This is a genomic window from Streptomyces sp. AcH 505 (assembly GCF_000818175.1).
Classification (GTDB): domain Bacteria; phylum Actinomycetota; class Actinomycetes; order Streptomycetales; family Streptomycetaceae; genus Streptomyces.
The window spans coordinates 1,083,296-1,102,833 of record NZ_JTIY01000002.1; the positions used below are offsets into that span (position 1 = coordinate 1,083,296).

Sequence of the window (19,538 nt, forward strand, 5' to 3'; positions counted from 1 at the left end):
CGGATCGGCAGCGCGGATCGTACGGGGCAGGCGGGGCAGCCAGGTCAGGCGCGGTCGGGCGGGGTCTGGTAGACGTCGGGGATGCCGTCGTGGTCGGCGTCGACGGTCTCGGCCTCGCACAGCCGGCGATACACGCCGTTGCGCCAGCGCAGTACGACGGCGGCCAGGACGGCCGCGGTCAACGAGCCGAGCAGGATGGCGGTCTTGATGTGGTTCTGGCGGTCGGTACCGGGCTCGAAGGCGAGTTCGCCGATCAGGAGCGAGACGGTGAAGCCGACCCCGGCGAGCAGCGAGACGCCCAGGACGTCCCACCAGGACAGCTCGCTGTCCAAGGAGGCGTGGGTGAAGCGCGCCAGCAGATAGGTCGAGGCGAACACCCCGACGAGTTTGCCGATGACCAGCCCGAGGCCGACGCCGAGACCCGCAGGGTCGGCGAAGGTCGCTCCCAGGCCGCCGGAGAGTGAGACCCCTGCCGAGACCAGGGCGAACAGCGGAACCGCGACCCCGGCCGACACCGGGCGCCAGTGGTGCTCGAACCGCTCGGAGAGACTGACCTGTTCACCGGAGCCGGCCAGCGCGGGAACGGCGAAGCCGAGCAGGACCCCGGCGATCGTCGCGTGCACCCCGGAGGCGTGCATCAGGGCCCAGGCCACGATCCCCAGCGGTCCCAGCAGCCACCAGTGAGTGATGCGGCGGCGGGCCAGGAGGCCGAAGACCGCGATCACCGCGAACGAGCCGAGCAGCGGCCACAGGCTGATGTGGTCGCTGAACGCCACGGCGATCACCACCACGGCGAGGAGGTCGTCCACGACCGCCAGCGTCAGCAGGAACGAGCGCAGCCCTGCGGGCAGATGGGTGCTGATGATGGCCAGGACCGCAACGGCGAACGCGATGTCGGTCGCCATCGGCACGGCCCAGCCCTCCAGTGTCCCGCCGCCCATCACCGTGTTGACGATGACGTAGACGACGACGGGACCGATCATTCCGCCGACCGCGGCGATGATCGGAAGGGCCGCCCGGCTGGGGGAGCGCAGGTCCCCGGCGACGAACTCCCGTTTGAGCTCAAGACCCACGACGAAGAAGAACACCGCCAGCAGGCCGTCCGACGCCCACTGGGCCACGCTCAGATGCAGGTGCAGCCCGTCCGGCCCGAACGTCGCGTCGGTGAAGGAGGCGTAACCGGCCTTCCACGACGAGTTCGCCCACAGCAACGCGACGACGGCACCGGCCAGCAGCAGCAGACCGCCGACGGTCTCACTGCGCAGCGCGGACGCCGTGGCCTGCGCACTACGCCAGCTACTGGGACGGGCGAACAGCCGTGTCACGGACCGACGCGGGGGGAGCGGGCTGGCGGGCATCGATGACTCCCGAGGGGAAGAGGGCAGGCAGAAGGACTCGCCGACCAGACTTCCCGGCACACCACGATCAACCTAACGCATCCTCGGCACTTCACCCTTGTCGAACGCCGCACGGGCCTGACCTTCGACCGGACGGCGTTCGGAACGACGGGGTCCGGGGATCCGACCGTGACTCGGCAGGCTTCATGACCGAGATGGGTGCGCGTCCGCCACGCGGGCACGCCGCGCGCTGTCCGGCGGCGACGGCGGTATCCATGACCCGCCGTACGAGACGTCGCGCTACGGCTGGTTCAACGGCGCCGTGGAGTCCTGAACGGCGCCCTCCTGGGCGGGATCCTGGGACGCCGGGTGATCCGGACCGCCGGCCGGGGCAGCGGCGCGCAGCGCGGCTTCGACCCGGCGGTTGCTGGTCATGGACGCGGTGACTGCCGTCATCGTCAGGAGGAGGCCGGCCGCGGCGTAGAGCGGGGTGCGGATGTCGTACGTGGCGGCCAGCCAGCCGCCGAGGAACGCCCCGACGGGGGCGGCGCACATGGCCAGCATGCGGGAGGTGGAGGCGACCCGGCCCATCAGACGGGCGGGGACGATCGCCTGCCGGAGGGAGGGCCCGAGCACCATGGTGGCGCCCATGCCGGCCCCGCAGACGGCGAGCGCCAGCCCGGCCACGTACGGGTTCGGGGCAGCGGCCAGGCCCAGGATGGCAAGCCCTTCGACGGCGGCCGTGCAGGTCAGCGCGGTGCCGGTGCCGAGTCGGCGGCCGAGGTACGAGGCGATGCCCGCACCGAGCAGACCGCCGGTGGCCTCCGCCGTGAGGAGCAGGCCGAAGCCGTAGGTGTCGATGCCGAGGCGGTCGTGCGCGAAGAGGGCGAGGACGGTCTCCACAGCGAGGAAGGCGATGTTCCCGACCGCCGGGCGGAGCGCGAGCCCGAGCAGCACCCGGTCCCGGAAGACGTACGAGGCCCCGGCCCGCGCCTGCCGAAGCAGCGACTCGTGGACCTCCGGCACGGGGCGGGGCATGGCGGGCAGCGACCGTACGAGCATGGCGGAGAGCGCGAACGACACGGCGTCGGCCAGCAGCGGAACCGCCCGCCCGAGCGCGAGCAGCGCACTGCCCGCAGGCGGCCCCGCGAAACCGGACGCGGCGGTCTGGGCGCCGCGCAGACGGGAGTTGGCGCGCTCCAGGAGCGCGGGGTCGCGGTGGAGCAGATCCGGCAGGAAGGCCGTGGCGGCCGTGTCGAAGAAGAGTCCGCCGAGGCCGAGCAGAAAGGCGACGCCAGCGAGCAGCGGAATGCTCAGCGCGTCGAGCGCTGCCGCTGCCGCCGGTATCGCGAGCAGCACCGCACGCGCCGCGTCCGCGACCCACATCGTGCGCCGACGGTCCCAGCGGTCCACCAGCGCACCGCCGAGCACCCCGAAGAGCAGCCACGGCAGCGTCCCCGCTGCCGTGACGACGGCGAGCGCCATCGGATCGCGCGTCAGCGTCAACGCGATCAGCGGCAGCGCGGCCTGGGTGACCCCGTCGCCGAGCGATGACACGGTCTGCGCAGTCCACAGCCGTCCGAATCCGGTCGGCAACTTCTCAACGGACGAGATCACTTGGCGCCCCCCTCGGGCTGCTCCGGCTGTGCGGGGTGGAACAGTGCGAAGACGAGTGACGCGTCCGGCAGCGACGGATCGGACAACTCGCGGTATTCGTCCGCCAACGCCTCCAGCCGCGCTCCCAGCTGTGCGAACTGCTCCGCGGTGAGCCGGAGATGCGCCATCCGCACATGCCGCTCGCCGTCCGCCGGCGCCGCCTCCAGATCCGCCACCGCGTGCCGCATCAGCACATCCGGCCCTCCTTCGCCCGGGTCCGGCAGCTCGATCGACCGGGCGGCCATGGCGTAGTACCGCTCGGTGACGCCCCGGACCTTCCGCGTCCGCACCACCTTGACCAGGCCGGCCCGCTCCAGCAGCCGCACGTGATAGCTGGAACTCCCTTTCGCGAGGCCGACCCGCGCGGCGATCTGCGTGATCGTCGCCGGCTCGAAGCGGAGCACGGCCATGATCCGGTGGCGGGTGAGATTGGAGACGGCGCGCAGCTGCTCGTCCGTCGTGACGTGAAACGTCTCGGGAGGCTCGTCGGTAGGCATGCGAGTAATGGTCAACGAGTCTTGACCATTGCGCAAGGGGTTTGTTCGGCCAAACGCCGACGCCGGGTCCCGCGCCCGTCGTGATCACCTGCAACGAGCTGCCGGAACAGGGGTCTTCCTGATGCGGCGGCGTAGAGTCCGCGCGAACCGTAGGGCCGGGGTCGGACCTCCACACCGCGCCCCGGCCCTACGGCGTCACACCACTGTGGCGTCGATGGCAACCGCGATGTTGCCGCGCGTCGCGTTGGAGTACGGGCACATCGCGTGTGCCGCCTCGATCAGCTGGTCCGCCACCGCTTGTTCCACGCCGGACAGTTCGACGTGCAGCGCGGCGTTCAGGCCGAATCCGCCCTCCGGTGTGGGGTGCACTCCCACCTCCACAATGACCGCGGAGTCGGCGATCTGAGTCTTCTGCTGCGCGGCCACGGCCTTGAGCGCCGAGTGGAAGCACGCAGCCCAGCCGGCCGCGAACAGTTGCTCGGGATTGGTCGCCCCGCCGGGGCCGCCCATCTCCTTCGGGATCGCCAGCGTCATGTCGAGCAGCCCGTCGTTGGTCCGGACACGACCTCCAGCCCTGCCGTCGCCGGTAGAGGTGGCAATGCCCGTGTAGATCTCTTTGGTCATCTTCATCCTTTCCGCGCCATCTGAAGATCGTCCGAAACGAGAGAGAACGATCTATCTGCTTGTAGTTTCACCCTCTGTTCGGTCGCTGTCAAGGTAGAACGTTCTCTCTTGACAAGCGGCTCCACCCCTTGCCAAGCTGATGCGACAGAACGGTCGTTCTTGCAGACCGTCAGCCAATCGAAGGGATCATCGTGAGCACCATCACCGCTCCGGCCGGCGTCGCCGGCACCGCCTCCGCTCTGCGGCGGCTGTACTTCGTCCGGTTCGCGTTCGCCATCATCTGGGCGCTGATCATGGTGCCGACTGCTTCGAAGCTGAGCCCGGTCGTGGTCGCGCTGCTCGTGCTGTATCCGCTGTTCGATGTGGGTGCGGCCGTGTACGACGCGAAGGTTTCTCGCGGCACGGGGTCGACGAAGCTGCTGTACGTGAACGTCGCGGTCAGCCTCGTCACGGCTGTCGGCCTGGGCATCGCCTGTGCGTCCGGTATCCCGGCGGTGCTGCGCGTGTGGGGGGCCTGGGCGATCGTGGCCGGGCTGGTCCAACTCATCGTGGCCGTACCGCGCCGCACGATGGGTGGCCAGTGGCCGATGATCCTCAGTGGTGGCATCTCGGTCCTGGCCGGTGGGTCGTTCGTCGCGTCGGCAGCGGCGGACAAGCCGAGCCTGACCAGCGCCGTCGGCTACGCCATTCCGGGCGCCATCTTCTTCCTCATCTCGGCCCTGCGCCTGGGCCGCGCTGCCAAGGGGAACTGACGTGGACGCCAACACGTACGACGTCATCGTGATCGGTGCGGGGCCGGTCGGGGAGAACGCCGCCGACCGGGTGGTCCAGGGCGGGCTGAGCGCCGCGATAGTCGAGCGGGAGCTGGTCGGCGGCGAGTGTTCCTACTGGGCCTGCATGCCGACCAAGGCGCTGCTGCGGAGCACGGCCGCGCTTCGAGCCGCCCGTCAGGTGCCGGGGGCGCGTGAGGCCATGACCGGTGACCTGGACGTCGCGGCCGTGCTGCGCCGCCGTGACTCCTTCGCCTCGCACTGGAAGGACGACGGGCAGGCGTCGTGGCTCGACTCGGCCGGGATCCCGCTGCACCGGGGCCACGGGCGGATCAGCTCCGAGCGGGTCGTCGAGGTGACGGGCGAGGACGGTGTCGTGACGTCGCTGACCGCGCGGCATGCGGTCGTCGTCGCGACGGGCAGCGCCGCGCTCCTGCCGGACATCCCCGGCCTCAGTGAGGTGGCACCGTGGAGCAGCCGGGAGGCGGCCGCCGCGAGGGCGGTCCCCGAACGGCTCGCCGTGATGGGTGGCGGCGTGGTGGCCTCGGAGATGGCGACGGCATTCGCCGCGCTGGGGTCGTCGGTGACGATGCTGGCCCGTGACGGTGTGCTGCCGCTCGCGGAGCCGTTCGCCGGCGAACGCGTCACCGCATCGCTGAGGGAGGCCGGCGTCTCGGTGCTCCTCGGTGCGGAAGCCGCAGCCGTGAAGCGCGACGGTGACGGTACGGTGCACATCACGCTCACCACCGGCGAGCGCGTCGAGGCCGACGAACTTCTCGTCGCGATCGGCCGTACACCGAACACCCAGGACATCGGCCTCGGCGCCGTCGGTCTGACGCCGGGCACCTGGCTCACGGTGGACGACACACTGCGGGTGGTCGGGGACGACGGGGCGCCGACGTCCGAGGGGTGGTTGTACGCCGCCGGTGACGTCAACCGCAGTGTGCTGCTGACCCATCAGGGCAAGTACCAGGCCCGTGCGGTGGGCGATGTCATCGTCGCGCGAGCCAAGGGCGAAGCGGTCGAGGACCGCCCGTGGGGCCGGCACGTGGCCACGGCCGACGACCGCGCGGTGCCGCAGGTGGTCTTCACCGAGCCCGAGATCGCGTCGGTGGGACTGACCGCGGCCGCCGCCGAGGCCGCCGGGCTCCGGATCCGCGTCGTCGACCACGACCTGGCCGCCGTCGCGGGATCGGCCCTCCACGCCGACGGATACCAAGGCCACGCCCGCATGGTGGTCGACGAGGACCGGAAGGTGATCGTCGGCTTCACGCTCGTCGGCCCCGATGTCGCCGAACTCCTGCACGCCGCGACGATCGCGATCGTCGGAGAGGTTCCGCTGGACCGGCTGTGGCACGCGGTTCCGGCGTTCCCCACGATCAGCGAAGTGTGGCTGCGCCTGCTGGAAGCGTACGGCCGCTGACGGTCCGACCACGATGCCTCGTCCCGTCGGGCCGGACGGAGGCGAGGCGGTCTCCCGAACACCGTGCTGACACAGGGCGTTGAAGGCTCGTCGTGACGCCAACAGGAGAAGCCCATGAAACAAGAACCACTAGCGGTTACGAGCAAGGTGTCCCGACAGCGTCCTGACGCGAGTGGTGACGCGTGAACGCGGATGCCGGCACCGCTGACCAGGCATTGGAGCAGTTACGTCTGCACGACGGCCGTGTTGTCGAGTTCGCCGTGCGAGGGCCGGAGGACGGGCCTGTTGTGTTCCTCCAGCACGGCATGCCTGGCTCGGCGGTTCCCATGGACACCGTGTGGGGCTCGGCCGTGGAGCGTGGGTACCGCGTCATCACGTACTCACGCGCGGGTTACGGCGCGTCGACTCCGATGCCGGGGCGCGCGGTTGCCGGCGCTGTGGAGGACGGTCGCGTACTGCTGGACCATCTGGGCGTCCGCCGCTGTCTGGTGGCGGGATGGTCTGCCGGTGGGCCGTACGCATTGGCCACCGGGGCGGCGGATCCACAGCGCGTGTCGGGCGTGCTGTTGATCGCCTCGTTCGCTCCCTACGACGCCGAGGGGCTGGAGTTCGTCGCGGGCATGGGCGTACAGAACGCCGTGCTGTTCGGTGCCGCGGTTCAGGGTGAACAGGCCTTGCGTACCGCCGTGTTGCGGATGGGCGGAGCCCTCAGGGGCAGCGGCCCGGCGGACCTTGCCGCCGCGATGGCCAGTCTGCTGCCGGCGGTGGACAGCAACGAACTCACGTCGGCGTACGGCGCGGACAACGCCGCGAACGTCAACCACGGCCTCGCGAGGGGGGACGCCGGATGGCTCGGCGACCTCCACGCGCTGACGTCGCCGTGGGGATTCGACCCCGGCAGCGTCGTCGTTCCCGTCGACCTGTGGCACGGCTCCCTCGATCGGATGGTGCCGATCGCGCACGCGAGGTGGCTGGCCGAACATCTGCCGACCGCGCGTCCCCACCTGCGGAACCACCACGGACACCTGTCGATCGGCGTCGGAAGCCTGGGGGACAAGCTCGACCGGCTCATCACGAGGACGTCCCTGACGAGGCCGGTCTGAGGAGCCGCGACGAGCGCGGTCGTCCCGGGCGCAACCCCAGCAGGAAACGATCGCTCACCAGCTTCATGTACGACACCGGGTGCACCCGAGGCTGATCGACACCCAACTCTACGGCTGGACAACGGTGTTCATGGATCCCAAGGCCATGGACACCTGGTCAGGCGGTGCTTGTCTGCAGGATTCCCTCGACGCCGTTGATGAAGGTCTCGGAGATCAGTTCCGGGTCGAAGAGGCAGCCGGCTGCCATGGCGCCGTCCCGGAGCATGACGAGGTGCCGGCCCGCGGGCTCGGCGGTTGTGGGGTGTGTCTGTGCCAGCAGCTCCGTGACGGTCTCCAGGAACCACTGCCGGTGGGCCAGGACTGCTTGGTGGATCGGGTGACTGATGTCGGGGTACTCGGCTGCCGCGTTGAGGAAGGCGCAGCCGCGGAATCCGTCGGACCGGATGCCCTCGGCGATGGATGCCGCGACGGCCCGTACCTGGTCCGGCGCCGACTCGCTGCTGGTCCGCGCGGTGGCGACCTGGCCGCGAATGCCCTGGTCGGCCAGATCGAGGTAGGCCAGGACGAGTTCTTCCTTGCCGGCGAAATGCCGGTACAGCGTGGCTCGGGTCACCTGTGCTTCCGCGACGATCCGGTCGATGCCGACGGAGTGGATCCCCTCGGCGTAGAAGATCTGGGTTGCCGTGTTGAGCAGCCGTGCCCGTGCCTCCGAGGTGCTGCCGCCCGCTGTACTCCGACTCATGGCGCCCGAGCTTACCAAACGGTAGAACGTTCGGTCTTGGCAGCAGGGCGAACACCTCGAAGAGAACGTAGCGGCTGGTCGGCTGTGTCTCGGCGGAGAGCGGATGGCGATGCTCAGGAGCGGTCGTGCCGGGACGCGGACGGAATCAACACAGCGGTGATAAAAAACGACACCGTGTAGACTTTCTTGCGAGGGGGTCGATCCGGACCCTCGTGAGACCTCCTTGGAGGACCAATGGAGAAGCAGAACTGGCTCATCACCGGTGTCAGCTCGGGTCTGGGACGTGCCTTCGCCCAAGCCGCGCTGGCCGCCGGGCACGCCGTCGTGGGCAGCGTCCGCTCGGAGGAGGACCTGCGCGCCTTCGAAGGGCTCAACCCCGGGCACGCCCATGGCCGGATCCTGGACGTGACGGACGACGACGCCGTACGGAGCGTGGTCGCGGAGGTCGAGCGGACCGTCGGTCCGCTGGACGTCGTCATCGCCAACGCCGGCTACGGCCTGGAAGGCACCTTCGAGGAGACTCCGCAGGCCGAGGTGCGGCGGCAGTTCGAGGTCAACGTGTTCGGGGCTGTGGCCACACTGCGGGCCGCGCTGCCCGCCATGCGCCGACGTCGCCGTGGACACCTGATGGCCGTCACCTCGATGGGTGGACTCATGGCCGTGCCCGGCATGTCCGCCTACTGCGGCAGCAAGTTCGCCCTGGAAGGCATCCTGGAGGCGCTGGGCAAGGAGGTCGCCCAGTTCGGGATCCATGTGACGGCGATCGAGCCCGGCTCCTTCCGCACCGACTGGGCCGGACGGTCCATGACACGCGCCGAGCAGTCCATCGACGACTACGACGAGCTGTTCAGCCCCATCCGGGAAGCGCGGCGGAAGGCCAGCGGTAACCAGCTCGGCAATCCGGCCAAGGCCGGGGAAGCCGTCGTGCACATCGCGTCGGTCGAGCAGCCGCCGGCCCACCTCGTCCTCGGTTCGGACGCCCTGCGCCTGGTCACCGCCGCGCGCACGGCAGTGGACGAGGACATCCGCGCGTGGGAGACGCTCTCCCGTACGACCGACTTCGCCGAGGGTGCTCAGCTCTGATGTCCGACAACCACCCCGCGCGAAGCCGCCGCACCGCGGAACGCAAGGGCGATGTCCGGGAGCGGGCCATCCTCGACACGTGCGAGGCGCTGTTGGCTCGTAAGGGCTACGACGCCATGACCGTCGGCGACATCGCCCAGGGCGCCGGCATCACACGCGGCGCCCTGTACTTCTACTTCGGCTCGAAGCAGGAAGTGCTCACGGCACTCGTGGCCCGGACCGTCGAGCACCTGTGGGAGCGGTCCCGGGTCACCGCGCAGACCGAGGAGCCACGCCGGGCCGTCACGGCGGCGATGCGGCGCACGGTAGAGCTGTGGAACGAGCACGGCCTGGTCATGCGCACGGCCATCGACTTGACGTTGACGGTGCCGGAGATCGGCCACCTGTGGAACCGCACAGCCGACTTGTTCATCGCTGCCATCACCGCCGTCCTGGAGCGGGCCGGCGTCGAACCGGGCACCGAACCACAACAGGCCTCGGCGATGGCGCGCGCCCTGTGCTGGATGATCGAGCGAACCTTCTACCACGCTTCGCAGGAGTCCCGCGAGAAGCTGCAAGAGGCCTCCGCGACCTGTGAACACATCTGGCTGACCAGCGCCGGGCTGACCGGCTGAGGGCCGCCCGTGTGGGCTCGTGGTCGGAGCGGTCAACATGATCGGCCGGACAAGTCCGTGTCCCGTGAGCTTCGTTCAGCTGTCGAGGTCGGACATGTCCAGGACGAACCGGTAGCGGACGTCGCCGGCAGCGAGGCGGTCCAAGGCGATGTCGACCTCGCTCGAAGGAAGCGTCTCTATGTCGGCGGTGATGCCGTGCTCGGCGCAGAAGTCGAGCATCTCGGCGGTCTGTCGCAGCCCTCCGGTACCGGACGAGGTGAGCTTCTTGCGGCCGGCTCCGAGCTCCAGGAGCCGTGGTCCGGCCAGCAGTGGGTTCCCGAGAACGCACAGCGTCCCGTCCAGGCCCAGCATGCCGATCAGCGGTGTCAGCTCGTGATCGGCCGGGATGGTGTCGAGGACCAGGTCGAAGCGGCCCCTTGCGGCGGCGACTTGGGCATCGTCAGTGGTTACGAGGAGTTCGGAGGCCCCGAGGTTCAGGGCATCCGCCTCCTTGGCCGCGTCGCGGCTGAGGGCGGTGACGTCGGCTCCCAGTGCGGCGGCGAGCTTCACCGCGATGTGGCCGAGCCCTCCGAGACCGGCGACGGCGACGTTGCTGCCCGGGCCGATGCCGGCCGCCCGCAAGGGCTCCCAGACGCTGACGCCGGCGCACATGAGCGGGGCGGCGGCGGCCGGGTCGAGCCCGTCGGGCAGGTGGAACGCGAACTTCTCCCGCAGGACGTACTCGCGGCTGTAGGCGCCTTGTGTCGGAGTGCCGTCGATTCGGTCGGTGCCGCCGTAGGTGGTGGTCACCCGCTCATAGCAGAAGTTCTCCTGCCCGACCTGGCACATGGCGCACGCGCCGCACGAGTCGACGATCGTGCCGATCGCGACCCGCTCGCCGACAGCGAAGCGGTCGACCGCCTGGCCGACGGCGGCGACGACGCCGGTCGCTTCGTGTCCGGGGACGAGGTCCTTCTCGCCGAGCATCCCGTGAATGCGGTGCAGGTCGCTGTGGCACACGCCGCAGTAGTCGATCCGCACGGCGATGTCGTCCGGGCGCAGGTCACGCCGGTCGATGGTGACGCGGGTCAGTGTGTTGCTGGTCGGGTCAAGGCTCTGCCAGCCGGTCGTGGTCCTCATGAGCACCCCTCCAAAGCGGAATCTGCATTCAGGTTAGCACTAAGATGAATGCGGATTCCGCTTTGGGTACACTGGCGGCGATGACCCTAAGACCGAACGCCTCGAACACGTCCCGCGCACCGCGCCGGGACGCCCTGCGCAACGACGCGATCGTCATCAACGCGGCCCGTGTGGTCTTCGCCGAGCAGGGTCCGCAGGCCAGCATGGAGTCCATCGCGTCCCGGGCCGGCCTGGGCGTCGGCACGATCTACCGCCGGTTCGCGGGCAAGGACGCCCTCCTCGACGCCATCGCGCGGCTTTTCACCGAGGAGATCGACCAGGCCGCCGCATCCGCGCTCGCCGACCCGGACCCCGGCGCCGGGCTGGAACGGTTTCTCGATTTCGTCGGAGCCTTCAACGCGGAGAAGCGCCGATACGCGGCCGAGTTGGCCGACCGGGTCTCCGGCGACGAGGTGAGCGCGACGGAGGACCGGGTCCGGCACCTCACACGCAACGCGGTCGCCAGCGGCTACCTCGCGCCGGACGTGACCGGCGAGGACATCAAGGCGCTCATCGTCGCGATCCGAGGAGTCGTCGCAGCCTCGCCGGACGGGGACGACGCCCCATGGCGTCGCTTCGTCCGCGTTCATCTCGCCGGGCTTCGCGCCGATCGATGACATGGCCGGGCCGGATCTCCGACGGCTCCACCTTGGCTCCTTGGGGTATCAGAGGTGGAGGAACTCGCGAATCTCCTCGCCGGTGTCGATGTCGTGGTGTGACGGGCCGACGAAGCGGGGGCTCGGGGAAGTCTTGAGGTTGGGAATGACGTGGCCTGCGCCGATCTGGCTGATGAGGCGGACCCCGTCCCAGTCGCGGCGCTCGACGTCCCCGGACCGGACCACGGCCGGCTCGCCGGCGGGGGCGTAACTCAGGGCCGTGTCCAGGGCGGACCGCACCGTGCCACGGGTGCGGCCCAGCAGCTTCGTCACACCTCCCTCGTAGGGGACGACCGGATCGCCGGTGCCGTGGAACAGCAGCATCGGGATCCGGGCCGGGGCCACCCCGGCCAGTGTGAAGTCCTCATCGACAGGAAGGCCCGCGGCGATCACGACGGCGCCGACGAAGGTCTCCGGGACTTCGCGCAGCAGCCGGTGAACGAGCTGGCCGCCGTTGGAGTAGCCGACGACGACGGCGGGCTTCGCGAAGCGCTCGACCACGTCCCTGACGAACCGCACGTCGTCCATGTCGCGCTTCTGGGCCGCGGACGTCTTGATGCGACGCGCGTCGTTCCAGGCGCGCCTGTAGCCGTTCAAGTAGACGAGGTCGGCGCCGATCTTCTCGGCGAGGTCGTCGATCGTGCCGCCGCTGAACTTTCTCATCGCCTTGGCGTTCTGCGTGGTGCCGTGCAGCGCGACGATCAATGGCGCGGTCGGTGCGGTGCGGTGCGGGGCGATGTGCAGGTAGGTCCGGCGTCGGCCGTCGACCTCGATGGTTTCGCGTGACATGGCAACACCCTACCGCCCGAACGGATGAACTATCCACATCGATACTTCATCGACTTCGATGGGGGATCCGGTAGGCTGCGGCCATGCCAGCGATCGAACCGTCCGCAGCATCGGTGTCCGGGCTCCGCCGGGATGTGGCCAGGAACCGCCGCCTCATCCTCGAAGCGGCACGGGAGATCCACCAGGCGGGCGAGCCGCTGCAGCTGAACGCGGTCGCGCGCAGGGCCGAGGTCGGAGTCGGCACGGTGTACCGGCACTTCGCCACACCCGAGGCCCTGCGCGAAGGGCTCGTCGAGCACCACTTCGTCGAACTGATCGAGCTGGCGCGCGACGCGACAGGGGCCGCCGACCCCGTGGCCGCGCTTCGCCTGTTCCTGTCGCACGCGTTCCGCCTGTACGCGGACGATCCGGCATTCGCCGAGGTGTCGACCAGCACACGACTGGAGCGCTCCGAGACCGAGGAGCTGCGCACGGAGCTCGTGGGCGAATTCAGCGGGATCGTGCAGCGAGCGGCGAAGGAGTTGCGACCCGGCCTCGACGGCACCGACCTGCTCCTGCTGGTGTGCGGAATCGGTTACGCGGCTCGCCGCCGCCCGGAGAAGGCATCCGAGTACCTGAGCGCGCTTCTCGCGGGCCTGCTGGACGACAACCAGGCCTGACGGAGTCGAGCCCCACCTCGTACGGCTTACCTGACGTTTCCTCAGGTCCATTCATGCGGCGAGGAGAAGGCAGCGCTGTGCCTTTGCCACCTCGGAGCCAGGTCCAGGCCACGTCGGACCGCCCTCGGACCATCAAGGTGCTGCCGTCCAAGCATGGCAACAATTGACGACGAGCACCACCGGCGCGCGGTCTCTGCGGACGGGCTCCCGCCCGCAGAGACCGGTGTCGACGCGGGCGACGCGTACGTCGTCCGGACGAGCCGAGACTCCTTGACACCTCCACGGTCGCGATGCAAGGTAAGACCTATTGGTTCGGTCCGTTTCCGCGCAGATCCAGAGTGCCTCTCCTGCGGCGACCACGGTCAGCACTGCGGCGGATGCGCATCGCTCTTAGTCCCACTGATCCGACCGAACGACACAGGAGGTACCGATGACGGTTGAGAGCGAGAACGCGTCCGAGAGGCTCAGCGCGATCCTTGAGAGGATCCGCGCGCTTGGACCGACTTTGCGGGAGCGCGCGATCGCGGCCGAGCGCGCGGGCCGTCTCTCCGACGAGACGATCGCCGATCTGGATGCCACCGGTGCTTTCAATATCGGCAGTCCTGCTGAGTTCGACGGCTATGAGCTTTCCGTTCGGCAACAGTTGGACGTTGTCTCCGAAGTCGCCAAATGGGACGGCTCGTGCGGCTGGTGCGTGTGGGTGGGAGCCTCGACGAACTGGATTCCTGCCGGTTCGGGCGCGCGCGTCGTCGAAGAGGTGTACGGACCGAATTGGGTGGGGCCGCGCGTTGCCGGTTCGAGTCACTTCCCGGCCTCGCGGGGGCGTGCGAAGCGGGTCGAGGGCGGTTGGATAATTTCCGGCGGCCCCTGGACGTTCGGCAGCGACTCGCTCTGGGCGCCTTTCACGAACCTGGGCTGCATCGCGGACGACGGCGAGGGGCCGAACCTGGTGGGTGCTCAGGTGCCGCTGGACGAATTGCGGTTCCTCGACGACTGGCAGGTGGCGGGCATGCGCGCCACGGGCAGTGTCTCCTGCACGCTCGCCAGTGACGAGCTCTTCGTCCCGGATTACCGCTGCGTCGACTTCCGCGACATCGTCGGCGGAACTCTCGACAACGGCCTCAAGGGATCAATCTGGAAGGCGCCCTCGCTCGGCTGGGCGTTCAGCCTCATGGCCGGGATGTCGATCGGCATCGCCCAGGGCGCCCTCGATCGCTTCATCGAGCGTTCCGCCGGCCGGTCGATTCGCGGCACGACGTACAAGAACCAGTTGGAAGCCCCCCTCACCCATTTGATGCTGTCCGAGGTCCACTCCAAGATTCGGTCCGCGACGTTGATGGCTCGTGCCAACGCCGATGAGACCGATCGACTCGGTGCGCTCGCGGCAGCGGGAACACCGGCGGATCCGGAATACATGCAGAAATTCAGCGCACGGGTCCTCGTGGAGACGGCCTACTCGGCAAAATGGTGCGCGGAGGCGATCGAGCTGTTGCAGCGAAATTCCGGATCAACCGCGATCATGGATTTCGAGCCGATCCAGCGAGCGTGGCGTGACGCGCGGGTGATCACGTTGCACGGTGCGCTGAACCTTGAGGCTCTTTCTGAGAATTACGGGCGGCTGATGGCAGAAATGCAGCCGCATCAGTTCGCGGGAATCACCACGCTGGATCGGTTTGCGCCGGCCCCGGTGAAGACTTCCTGACCGGCGGTGCGAACAGCGTGGGACGCCCCGTAGCCGCGGGGCGTCCCACGCGTCTCCGTCGGACGCGTCTCTGTCGGACTCCCATCGCTCGGAGGCGCCCGCAGGACCGACGCGGCCGCCCAGGAACGTCAGGTGACCCGTGAGGCACGCTCATCGCGACCTTGCGGGTGCACCGGTCCTGGACGGCCGGCCAGTCTTCACGCCCGAGTACCCGACGAGTTCACCTCGCCGGCACGATCGGCAACTGCACATAGCTCGGATGGGCCGGTCCGGTGCGGACCGTGTTCGTCGCGCCTACGTGATAGCTCTCGTCGTAGGCGCGGGACGGCAAGCCGGCGGGTGAACAGGGCTGAACGTCAATCCGCAGCCTGCACCCCGCTCGGATCAACGCACTGCTGGGACAGAGCCCCAGCTCGATCTCGACGACTTCGCCGGCTTCGAGCGGGCGGTGATCCGCCTCGGTGTGCGTGTGGACCGGCCAGTAGTCCGTCGACCTCGTGTCATCGATCGCGCGGTGCGACACCTTGAGCAATCCATGACCAACGGGATGAATGTGCGTCGGGTCGATGGGAGGGACCAACGACTCGTAGCGGATTTCACGGTCATGCTCGTCGATCACGCGCAGGGACACGAAGACATCCATGTCGCTGCTCGTCGACGACACCCACAATCCGGCCTTCATGTACCCGGCCAGCACGACGTCCTCGGTCAGCGGATCGCTGACGAAGGAGACGCCTGTCGACCAGCGCGGAGTGCCGCCGGCGAACCCGGTGGGCGCCAATATCGGCTGCCCGCGGTCGAGATGGGCGTCGTAGCTCGCCGACCCTTCGGCGGCGGGGATCGTCTCGCCGATGCGCAGGAAGTCGGTCCGACGCCCGTCTCCCGTCCAGTCCGACGGTTCGGCATTCAGGTACCAACGACGGTACGTGGTACGCGCGATGGGCCACGCCGCCTCCTCCGAGACGTAGTGCCCGCCGTTGCCCGTCCTGACCTGGACCCGAACCGGTGCACCGGTCGTCGCGCCGTTGTCCAGCCCCTTGAGCCAGTGGTCGAAGAAGTCCATGTGTTCGGCGATCGTCGAGTCCGCGTAGCAGTGCGGGAACCACGCGTCGACGAAGTCGAACTTCTTCGCCTGGGTGCCGGTCGAGTGGATGAAGGTTTCACTGCTGCCCAGTTGGTGGATGACGACGCCGGTCTGAGGACCGACGATCCACACCGGCACGGTCGCCTTCTCGATCTCGGGACGCATGAAGATCGACCCCTGAGTACCGTACGCGGCGGGGTCGTTGAACGGGGTGGCCAGCAGGCGTTCCCGCCAGTCCGTTTCCCGCCGCTCGCCGCAGTGGTTGTGACCGGCCATCGCCACTCCCCACCAGTTCCAGAAGCCTTCCCCGAACAGACCGCCGCCGTAAAGGGCCTCGTTGTACAGATCGGCGTCGGTACCCAAGGCGATCATGGCCTTGAGGTGGGGTGGTTGCAGGCTCGCGACGGTGTGCTGGGTGATCGCGAGGTAGGACATTCCCCAGAGCCCGACATTGCCGTTGGACCAGGGCTGTGTCCCCGCCCACTCGATCGCGTCGTAGTAGTCCTCTGCCTGTTGCACGCTGAAGGGCGCCTGTAGTCCGGGGCTGTTGCCCACGCCACGGGCGTCGACCCGAATGCACACGTAGCCGTTCGGCACCCAGACGGACGAGTCCACACTCTCGTGGTTCTCGTACTGAAGACCGTCCGGGTTCCCCGTGAAGTAGCGGTCCTCCAGCTCCTCCTTTCGCGCCGCGTCCTCTTCGCCACAGATGCAGCCGTGATCGAAGCTCTTCCCGTAGAACCCCTTGTTCATGACCACGGGATGCCGGCCGTCGTCGGCCGGGCGGAAGACGTCCGCACAGACGAAAGACCCGTCGCGCAGCGGGATCTTGACGTCTGTCATCTTGACGATGCCGCGAATGTTGCGCCGAAGCTCGTTGCGTGCGGCAGCGGCGTCGCGGAGCCTTCTGGGGTGGTTCGCCGTGAAGACGCCGGGCGTCGCGTTGAGTTTCTCCAACAGCCCGGTCACCACGGGGTCGTCGGCGAAGACGGCCGTGCGGTCGCCGGCGAAGGAGACCATGCGGTCGGGTGACGGGTCGTTGGATGCGGCTGCTGCGTCAGCCGCCCTGGCCGCGTCGGTGTCCGCCTGGTTGAGGTTGATGACGGTCGGTCCGACGAGTTCGTGCACGATCGGGGCGATCGTGACACCGTTCTCGACGTCGCCATCCTGATCCAGTGTCTGGACCAGCCGCGCGAGGTTGGTCACGATCGGGTCGTGGAGTCTGTCGATCTTTCCGTCGGCGCGGTTGACGAGTTGGGCCAGGTTCAGTCTCGGCGCACCCTTGGCCGATCCCAGGACGAGCCCACCGACCAGGAAGACGACCGTCTCGCCTTCCCTGTACTGGAATTCACCGCGTTCGTCGGTGACACCCGTTGTCGTGGGTGTCTGATACCTGAGGCCGGCAACCGGGCCGGCGAAGACACCGGTGGCGAAGTCCGTCGCGTGCCGGGGCGCAGTGGTGTCGGTCATTTCGCCTGGATCGCCTTCAGGAACGCGATCTTTCCTTCGGCGGCGTGGGTGCTCAGAACGTTCAGGTTCATGTCCGGGTCGTGGTCCCCGTGCGGCTCGGGGACGAGCGGGTTGCCGCTCCAGGACTGCAGTCGGCACACGCGGTGTCGGATCCGCCAGCCCTGATCGGTCCGGACGAGCTCGTCGTCGTACCAGCCCGTCCCGAGCCAGGTGGGGCCGCCCTCGGCCGCGTTCCGTACGAGGAGCCAGTTGCCGTAGCTGAAGGCGTAGGCCTTGTCCCCGTCGATGTGCACCAACTGGCCCATCATGGTGTGCTGGTGACTGTCCAACAGGTCGTGGAACTCGGCGAAGGAGCGCTTGAACACGGCCAGGCCCTCCCAGGCGGCCCCGGCCGGGCCGAACTCCGCGACCACGTCGTCCGAGAAGACTCGGTCGAACAGGTCCCACTGCCGGGCGTCAAGCGCGAGGCCGTAGAGATTCAGGATCTCGATGACGGCTGCCTTGTCCTCGTACTCAGTCATGCTGCTGCTCTCTCTTCTCACTAGCTGTTCTGGACGGTGTTGCTGTTGGCGCGCCGGTCACCCGCGGGCACCGGTCATGGCCGCTCCCACCGAGCCCGCGACCTGTTTGAGCCTGTGGACCCAGGACTCGATCTCTTCCACCGACGCGGAGTCGCGCATACCGGTCATCCGGATCGCCATCGGGGGCAGGCCGGCGTCAGCGGGGACGGGTGCGACGATCGAGGCGAGGTCGTACAGTTCGCCCGGCTGGAGGTCGGGGCAGAAGACTTCGGCCAGTTCGGAGGTCGCCTGCCGCACCGCGCGCTCGTGTCGTGGCAGGCGGTCGGACTGCTCGAACGCGGACAGCGCCGCTTGCTGACGCTGGAGCAGCCGCGGCTCGGCGGCGAGGAGGGAGTAACCGCACTCTCGTACTTTGTCGAGCCGGGAACGGTAGACATCGCGGTGGTCGCGACTGTCGTCCGGGGCACGCCGCAGCCACTCCTCGACCTCCGCCGTCGTCGAATTGACCAGGAAGACCGCTCCCAGCGGCGGAATGATCGGTTGCCGGTGGCCGAGGGGAAACGGGTCGGGGACGGACCCGCGATTCGCGGCGAGCACCTGTACCGCGTCGCTGCGGATCTTGACCAGGACGCCGCAGTTGACGGCGAATTCGGCGCTGAGGTCCTCGACCTCGGATCGGACCGTTTCGGCCAGCTGCGCTGCCTGGATCAGGTCGGGATCCGGAGTGGCGACGAAGGAGCCGGGGGAGAAGCGCCCGTAGCCGCCCTGGAAGAACAGCAACGGGAGCGTCGATCGCTCGACGGCCAGGTCGTGGACGAGCCCGAGGACGACGAGGTGGTCGCCCGCTTCCCGGATGTCCTGGAACGTGCACTCGATCCAGGACACGGCGTCCTCGAGGATGGGCGAACCGAGTGGCCCGGGCCGCCAGCGCACACCGTCGAACTTGTCCGCCCCGCCGGTCGCGAAGCGACGGCACAGCGGCTCCTGATCGGCTGCCAGGACATTGACGCAGAACGCTCGCGCGGTCCGGAGCTGCGACCAGCTCCGGGAGTTGGCCGCCGGGAAGAACGCGACCATCGGCGGGTCCAAGGAGACGGAGGAGAACGTTCCGACAACCATGCCGGCGGGGTGGCCGTCCTCGGCCACAGCGGTGACCACGGCCACCCCGGTCGGATAGTGGCCCAGCGTCTCGCGGAACAGTACGGGGTCGGTGGCCTTGAACATAAAGCCTCCTTCGGTCATTTGCTAGTGCTGTCGAGGACTCGCCGGAAACGACCCGGTCCGGTCCTGCGGGTGGTGGGCGCCCTGCGCCAGGCGGCGAGGCCGACGGCGGCGAGGAGGGCGGTGCCGTTGAAGAGGTCGGGGATCCAGATGGGGAGGCCGGCGAGTTGGAGGCCTTTGACTCCGACGGCGAGGGTGTAGGCGGCGAGGACGGTGCCCCAGATGTTGAATCGGCCGCCGCGGAATTGGGTGGAGCCGAGGAAGACGGCGGCGATGACGGGGAGCAGGTAGCCGGGTCCGACGGTGGGGTCGCCGGTGGACAGCTGGGACGTCAGCAGCAGCCCGGCGAGTCCGGCGATCGCACCGGAGGTCACCAGCGCGAACAAGATGATCCGGGAAGGGCGCACACCGACGAGGGCAGCGGCGTGA

Annotated in this window: 18 protein-coding genes and 1 pseudogene; 8 read left to right on the forward strand and 11 right to left on the reverse strand. The window is 68.8% G+C overall.

The window, feature by feature from the left end:
• Nucleotides 1-44: 44 nt before the first annotated feature.
• The 4 genes from nhaA to HY68_RS34850 form a co-directional block, all read right to left on the reverse strand.
• A complete protein-coding gene (gene nhaA, locus HY68_RS34835; protein WP_241778858.1) occupies nucleotides 45-1,325 on the reverse strand; it encodes a Na+/H+ antiporter NhaA in 1,281 nt (426 codons plus the stop codon).
• 312 nt (nucleotides 1,326-1,637) lie between these two features.
• Entirely contained in the window at nucleotides 1,638-2,954 is a 1,317-nt protein-coding gene (locus tag HY68_RS34840; protein WP_078864087.1) for an MFS transporter, read from the reverse strand.
• Nucleotides 2,951-3,490 (reverse strand): transcriptional regulator, encoded by a 540-nt coding sequence (locus tag HY68_RS34845; protein WP_041999587.1) that lies wholly within the window; start codon nucleotides 3,488-3,490, stop codon nucleotides 2,951-2,953. The genes HY68_RS34840 and HY68_RS34845 overlap by 4 nt, the downstream gene beginning before the upstream one ends.
• Before the next feature lie 195 nt (nucleotides 3,491-3,685).
• Nucleotides 3,686-4,114, reverse strand: coding sequence for an organic hydroperoxide resistance protein (locus HY68_RS34850; RefSeq protein WP_042000779.1), 429 nt, complete (start codon nucleotides 4,112-4,114; stop codon nucleotides 3,686-3,688).
• Nucleotides 4,115-4,305: 191 nt separating this feature from the next.
• On the opposite strand from HY68_RS34850, the gene HY68_RS34855 reads away from it, so the two are divergent.
• The 3 genes from HY68_RS34855 to HY68_RS34865 all read left to right on the forward strand — a co-directional run bounded on the left by HY68_RS34855 (nucleotide 4,306) and on the right by HY68_RS34865 (nucleotide 7,410).
• The gene (locus HY68_RS34855; RefSeq protein WP_041999590.1) at nucleotides 4,306-4,866 is read left to right on the forward strand and encodes a hypothetical protein; all 561 of its coding nucleotides are present in this window, start codon (nucleotides 4,306-4,308) and stop codon (nucleotides 4,864-4,866) included.
• Nucleotide 4,867: 1 nt separating this feature from the next.
• Nucleotides 4,868-6,307 carry an NAD(P)/FAD-dependent oxidoreductase gene (locus HY68_RS34860; RefSeq protein ID WP_041999593.1) on the forward strand — a complete coding sequence of 480 codons (1,440 nt, stop codon included), beginning with the start codon at nucleotides 4,868-4,870 and terminating at the stop codon, nucleotides 6,305-6,307.
• A gap of 182 nt (nucleotides 6,308-6,489) precedes the next feature.
• The gene (locus tag HY68_RS34865) at nucleotides 6,490-7,410 is read left to right on the forward strand and encodes an alpha/beta hydrolase (protein WP_241778859.1); all 921 of its coding nucleotides are present in this window, start codon (nucleotides 6,490-6,492) and stop codon (nucleotides 7,408-7,410) included.
• 157 nt (nucleotides 7,411-7,567) lie between these two features.
• On the opposite strand, the gene HY68_RS34870 is transcribed toward HY68_RS34865, so the two are convergent.
• Complete coding sequence (locus HY68_RS34870; RefSeq protein WP_041999596.1) at nucleotides 7,568-8,152, reverse strand: TetR/AcrR family transcriptional regulator; 585 nt, start codon at nucleotides 8,150-8,152, stop codon at nucleotides 7,568-7,570.
• Nucleotides 8,153-8,386: 234 nt separating this feature from the next.
• Here HY68_RS34870 and HY68_RS34875 point away from each other — a divergent pair, with 234 nt between their 5' ends.
• Together HY68_RS34875 and HY68_RS34880 are read left to right on the forward strand one after the other, a co-directional pair.
• Nucleotides 8,387-9,235 carry an oxidoreductase gene (locus tag HY68_RS34875; RefSeq protein WP_041999599.1) on the forward strand — a complete coding sequence of 283 codons (849 nt, stop codon included), beginning with the start codon at nucleotides 8,387-8,389 and terminating at the stop codon, nucleotides 9,233-9,235.
• Nucleotides 9,235-9,849 (forward strand): TetR/AcrR family transcriptional regulator, encoded by a 615-nt coding sequence (locus HY68_RS34880; protein WP_041999601.1) that lies wholly within the window; start codon nucleotides 9,235-9,237, stop codon nucleotides 9,847-9,849. The genes HY68_RS34875 and HY68_RS34880 overlap by 1 nt, the downstream gene beginning before the upstream one ends.
• A 75-nt stretch (nucleotides 9,850-9,924) precedes the next feature.
• Here the strand turns inward: HY68_RS34880 and HY68_RS34885 are convergent, their stop codons facing one another.
• Nucleotides 9,925-10,968: an NAD(P)-dependent alcohol dehydrogenase gene (locus tag HY68_RS34885; RefSeq protein ID WP_041999604.1), complete on the reverse strand. Its 1,044-nt coding sequence runs from the start codon at nucleotides 10,966-10,968 to the stop codon at nucleotides 9,925-9,927.
• A gap of 80 nt (nucleotides 10,969-11,048) precedes the next feature.
• On the opposite strand from HY68_RS34885, the gene HY68_RS34890 reads away from it, so the two are divergent.
• Complete coding sequence (locus HY68_RS34890; RefSeq protein ID WP_041999607.1) at nucleotides 11,049-11,624, forward strand: TetR/AcrR family transcriptional regulator; 576 nt, start codon at nucleotides 11,049-11,051, stop codon at nucleotides 11,622-11,624.
• Between the two features lie 48 nt (nucleotides 11,625-11,672).
• On the opposite strand, the gene HY68_RS34895 is transcribed toward HY68_RS34890, so the two are convergent.
• Nucleotides 11,673-12,452 (reverse strand): hypothetical protein, encoded by a 780-nt coding sequence (locus HY68_RS34895; RefSeq protein ID WP_052457466.1) that lies wholly within the window; start codon nucleotides 12,450-12,452, stop codon nucleotides 11,673-11,675.
• A gap of 83 nt (nucleotides 12,453-12,535) precedes the next feature.
• Between HY68_RS34895 and HY68_RS34900 the strand changes: the two genes are divergently transcribed.
• Together HY68_RS34900 and HY68_RS34905 are read left to right on the forward strand one after the other, a co-directional pair.
• A complete protein-coding gene (locus tag HY68_RS34900; RefSeq protein WP_041999610.1) occupies nucleotides 12,536-13,111 on the forward strand; it encodes a TetR/AcrR family transcriptional regulator in 576 nt (191 codons plus the stop codon).
• 430 nt (nucleotides 13,112-13,541) lie between these two features.
• The gene (locus HY68_RS34905; RefSeq protein WP_041999613.1) at nucleotides 13,542-14,813 is read left to right on the forward strand and encodes an acyl-CoA dehydrogenase family protein; all 1,272 of its coding nucleotides are present in this window, start codon (nucleotides 13,542-13,544) and stop codon (nucleotides 14,811-14,813) included.
• 220 nt (nucleotides 14,814-15,033) lie between these two features.
• On the opposite strand, the gene HY68_RS34910 is transcribed toward HY68_RS34905, so the two are convergent.
• The 4 genes and pseudogenes from HY68_RS34910 to HY68_RS34925 all read right to left on the reverse strand — a co-directional run.
• Nucleotides 15,034-17,367, reverse strand: a complete 2,334-nt coding sequence (locus tag HY68_RS34910) for a CocE/NonD family hydrolase (RefSeq protein ID WP_041999616.1) — start codon at nucleotides 17,365-17,367, stop codon at nucleotides 15,034-15,036.
• On the reverse strand, nucleotides 17,364-17,888 hold the full coding sequence (locus HY68_RS34915; protein WP_041999618.1) for a nuclear transport factor 2 family protein: 525 nt from the start codon (nucleotides 17,886-17,888) through the stop codon (nucleotides 17,364-17,366). The genes HY68_RS34910 and HY68_RS34915 overlap by 4 nt, the downstream gene beginning before the upstream one ends.
• Nucleotides 17,889-17,945: 57 nt before the next feature.
• Nucleotides 17,946-19,112, reverse strand: coding sequence for a flavin reductase family protein (locus HY68_RS34920; RefSeq protein ID WP_052457468.1), 1,167 nt, complete (start codon nucleotides 19,110-19,112; stop codon nucleotides 17,946-17,948).
• A gap of 14 nt (nucleotides 19,113-19,126) precedes the next feature.
• A pseudogene (locus HY68_RS34925) lies at nucleotides 19,127-19,538 on the reverse strand (ABC transporter permease); the annotation flags it as partial.

Excerpts from the sequence above, each read along its gene's own strand:
- HY68_RS34895 (WP_052457466.1), bottom strand. The coding sequence starts at position 12,452 with ATGTCACGCGAAACCATCGAGGTCGACGGCCGACGCCGGACCTACCTG.
- HY68_RS34870 (WP_041999596.1), bottom strand. The coding sequence starts at position 8,152 with ATGAGTCGGAGTACAGCGGGCGGCAGCACCTCGGAGGCACGGGCACGG.
- HY68_RS34905 (WP_041999613.1), top strand. The coding sequence starts at position 13,542 with ATGACGGTTGAGAGCGAGAACGCGTCCGAGAGGCTCAGCGCGATCCTT.
- HY68_RS34910 (WP_041999616.1), bottom strand. The coding sequence starts at position 17,367 with ATGACCGACACCACTGCGCCCCGGCACGCGACGGACTTCGCCACCGGT.
- HY68_RS34920 (WP_052457468.1), bottom strand. The coding sequence starts at position 19,112 with ATGTTCAAGGCCACCGACCCCGTACTGTTCCGCGAGACGCTGGGCCAC.
- HY68_RS34850 (WP_042000779.1), bottom strand. The coding sequence starts at position 4,114 with ATGACCAAAGAGATCTACACGGGCATTGCCACCTCTACCGGCGACGGC.
- HY68_RS34890 (WP_041999607.1), top strand. The coding sequence starts at position 11,049 with ATGACCCTAAGACCGAACGCCTCGAACACGTCCCGCGCACCGCGCCGG.
- HY68_RS34915 (WP_041999618.1), bottom strand. The coding sequence starts at position 17,888 with ATGACTGAGTACGAGGACAAGGCAGCCGTCATCGAGATCCTGAATCTC.
- HY68_RS34880 (WP_041999601.1), top strand. The coding sequence starts at position 9,235 with ATGTCCGACAACCACCCCGCGCGAAGCCGCCGCACCGCGGAACGCAAG.
- HY68_RS34845 (WP_041999587.1), bottom strand. The coding sequence starts at position 3,490 with ATGCCTACCGACGAGCCTCCCGAGACGTTTCACGTCACGACGGACGAG.
- HY68_RS34900 (WP_041999610.1), top strand. The coding sequence starts at position 12,536 with ATGCCAGCGATCGAACCGTCCGCAGCATCGGTGTCCGGGCTCCGCCGG.
- HY68_RS34885 (WP_041999604.1), bottom strand. The coding sequence starts at position 10,968 with ATGAGGACCACGACCGGCTGGCAGAGCCTTGACCCGACCAGCAACACA.
- HY68_RS34875 (WP_041999599.1), top strand. The coding sequence starts at position 8,387 with ATGGAGAAGCAGAACTGGCTCATCACCGGTGTCAGCTCGGGTCTGGGA.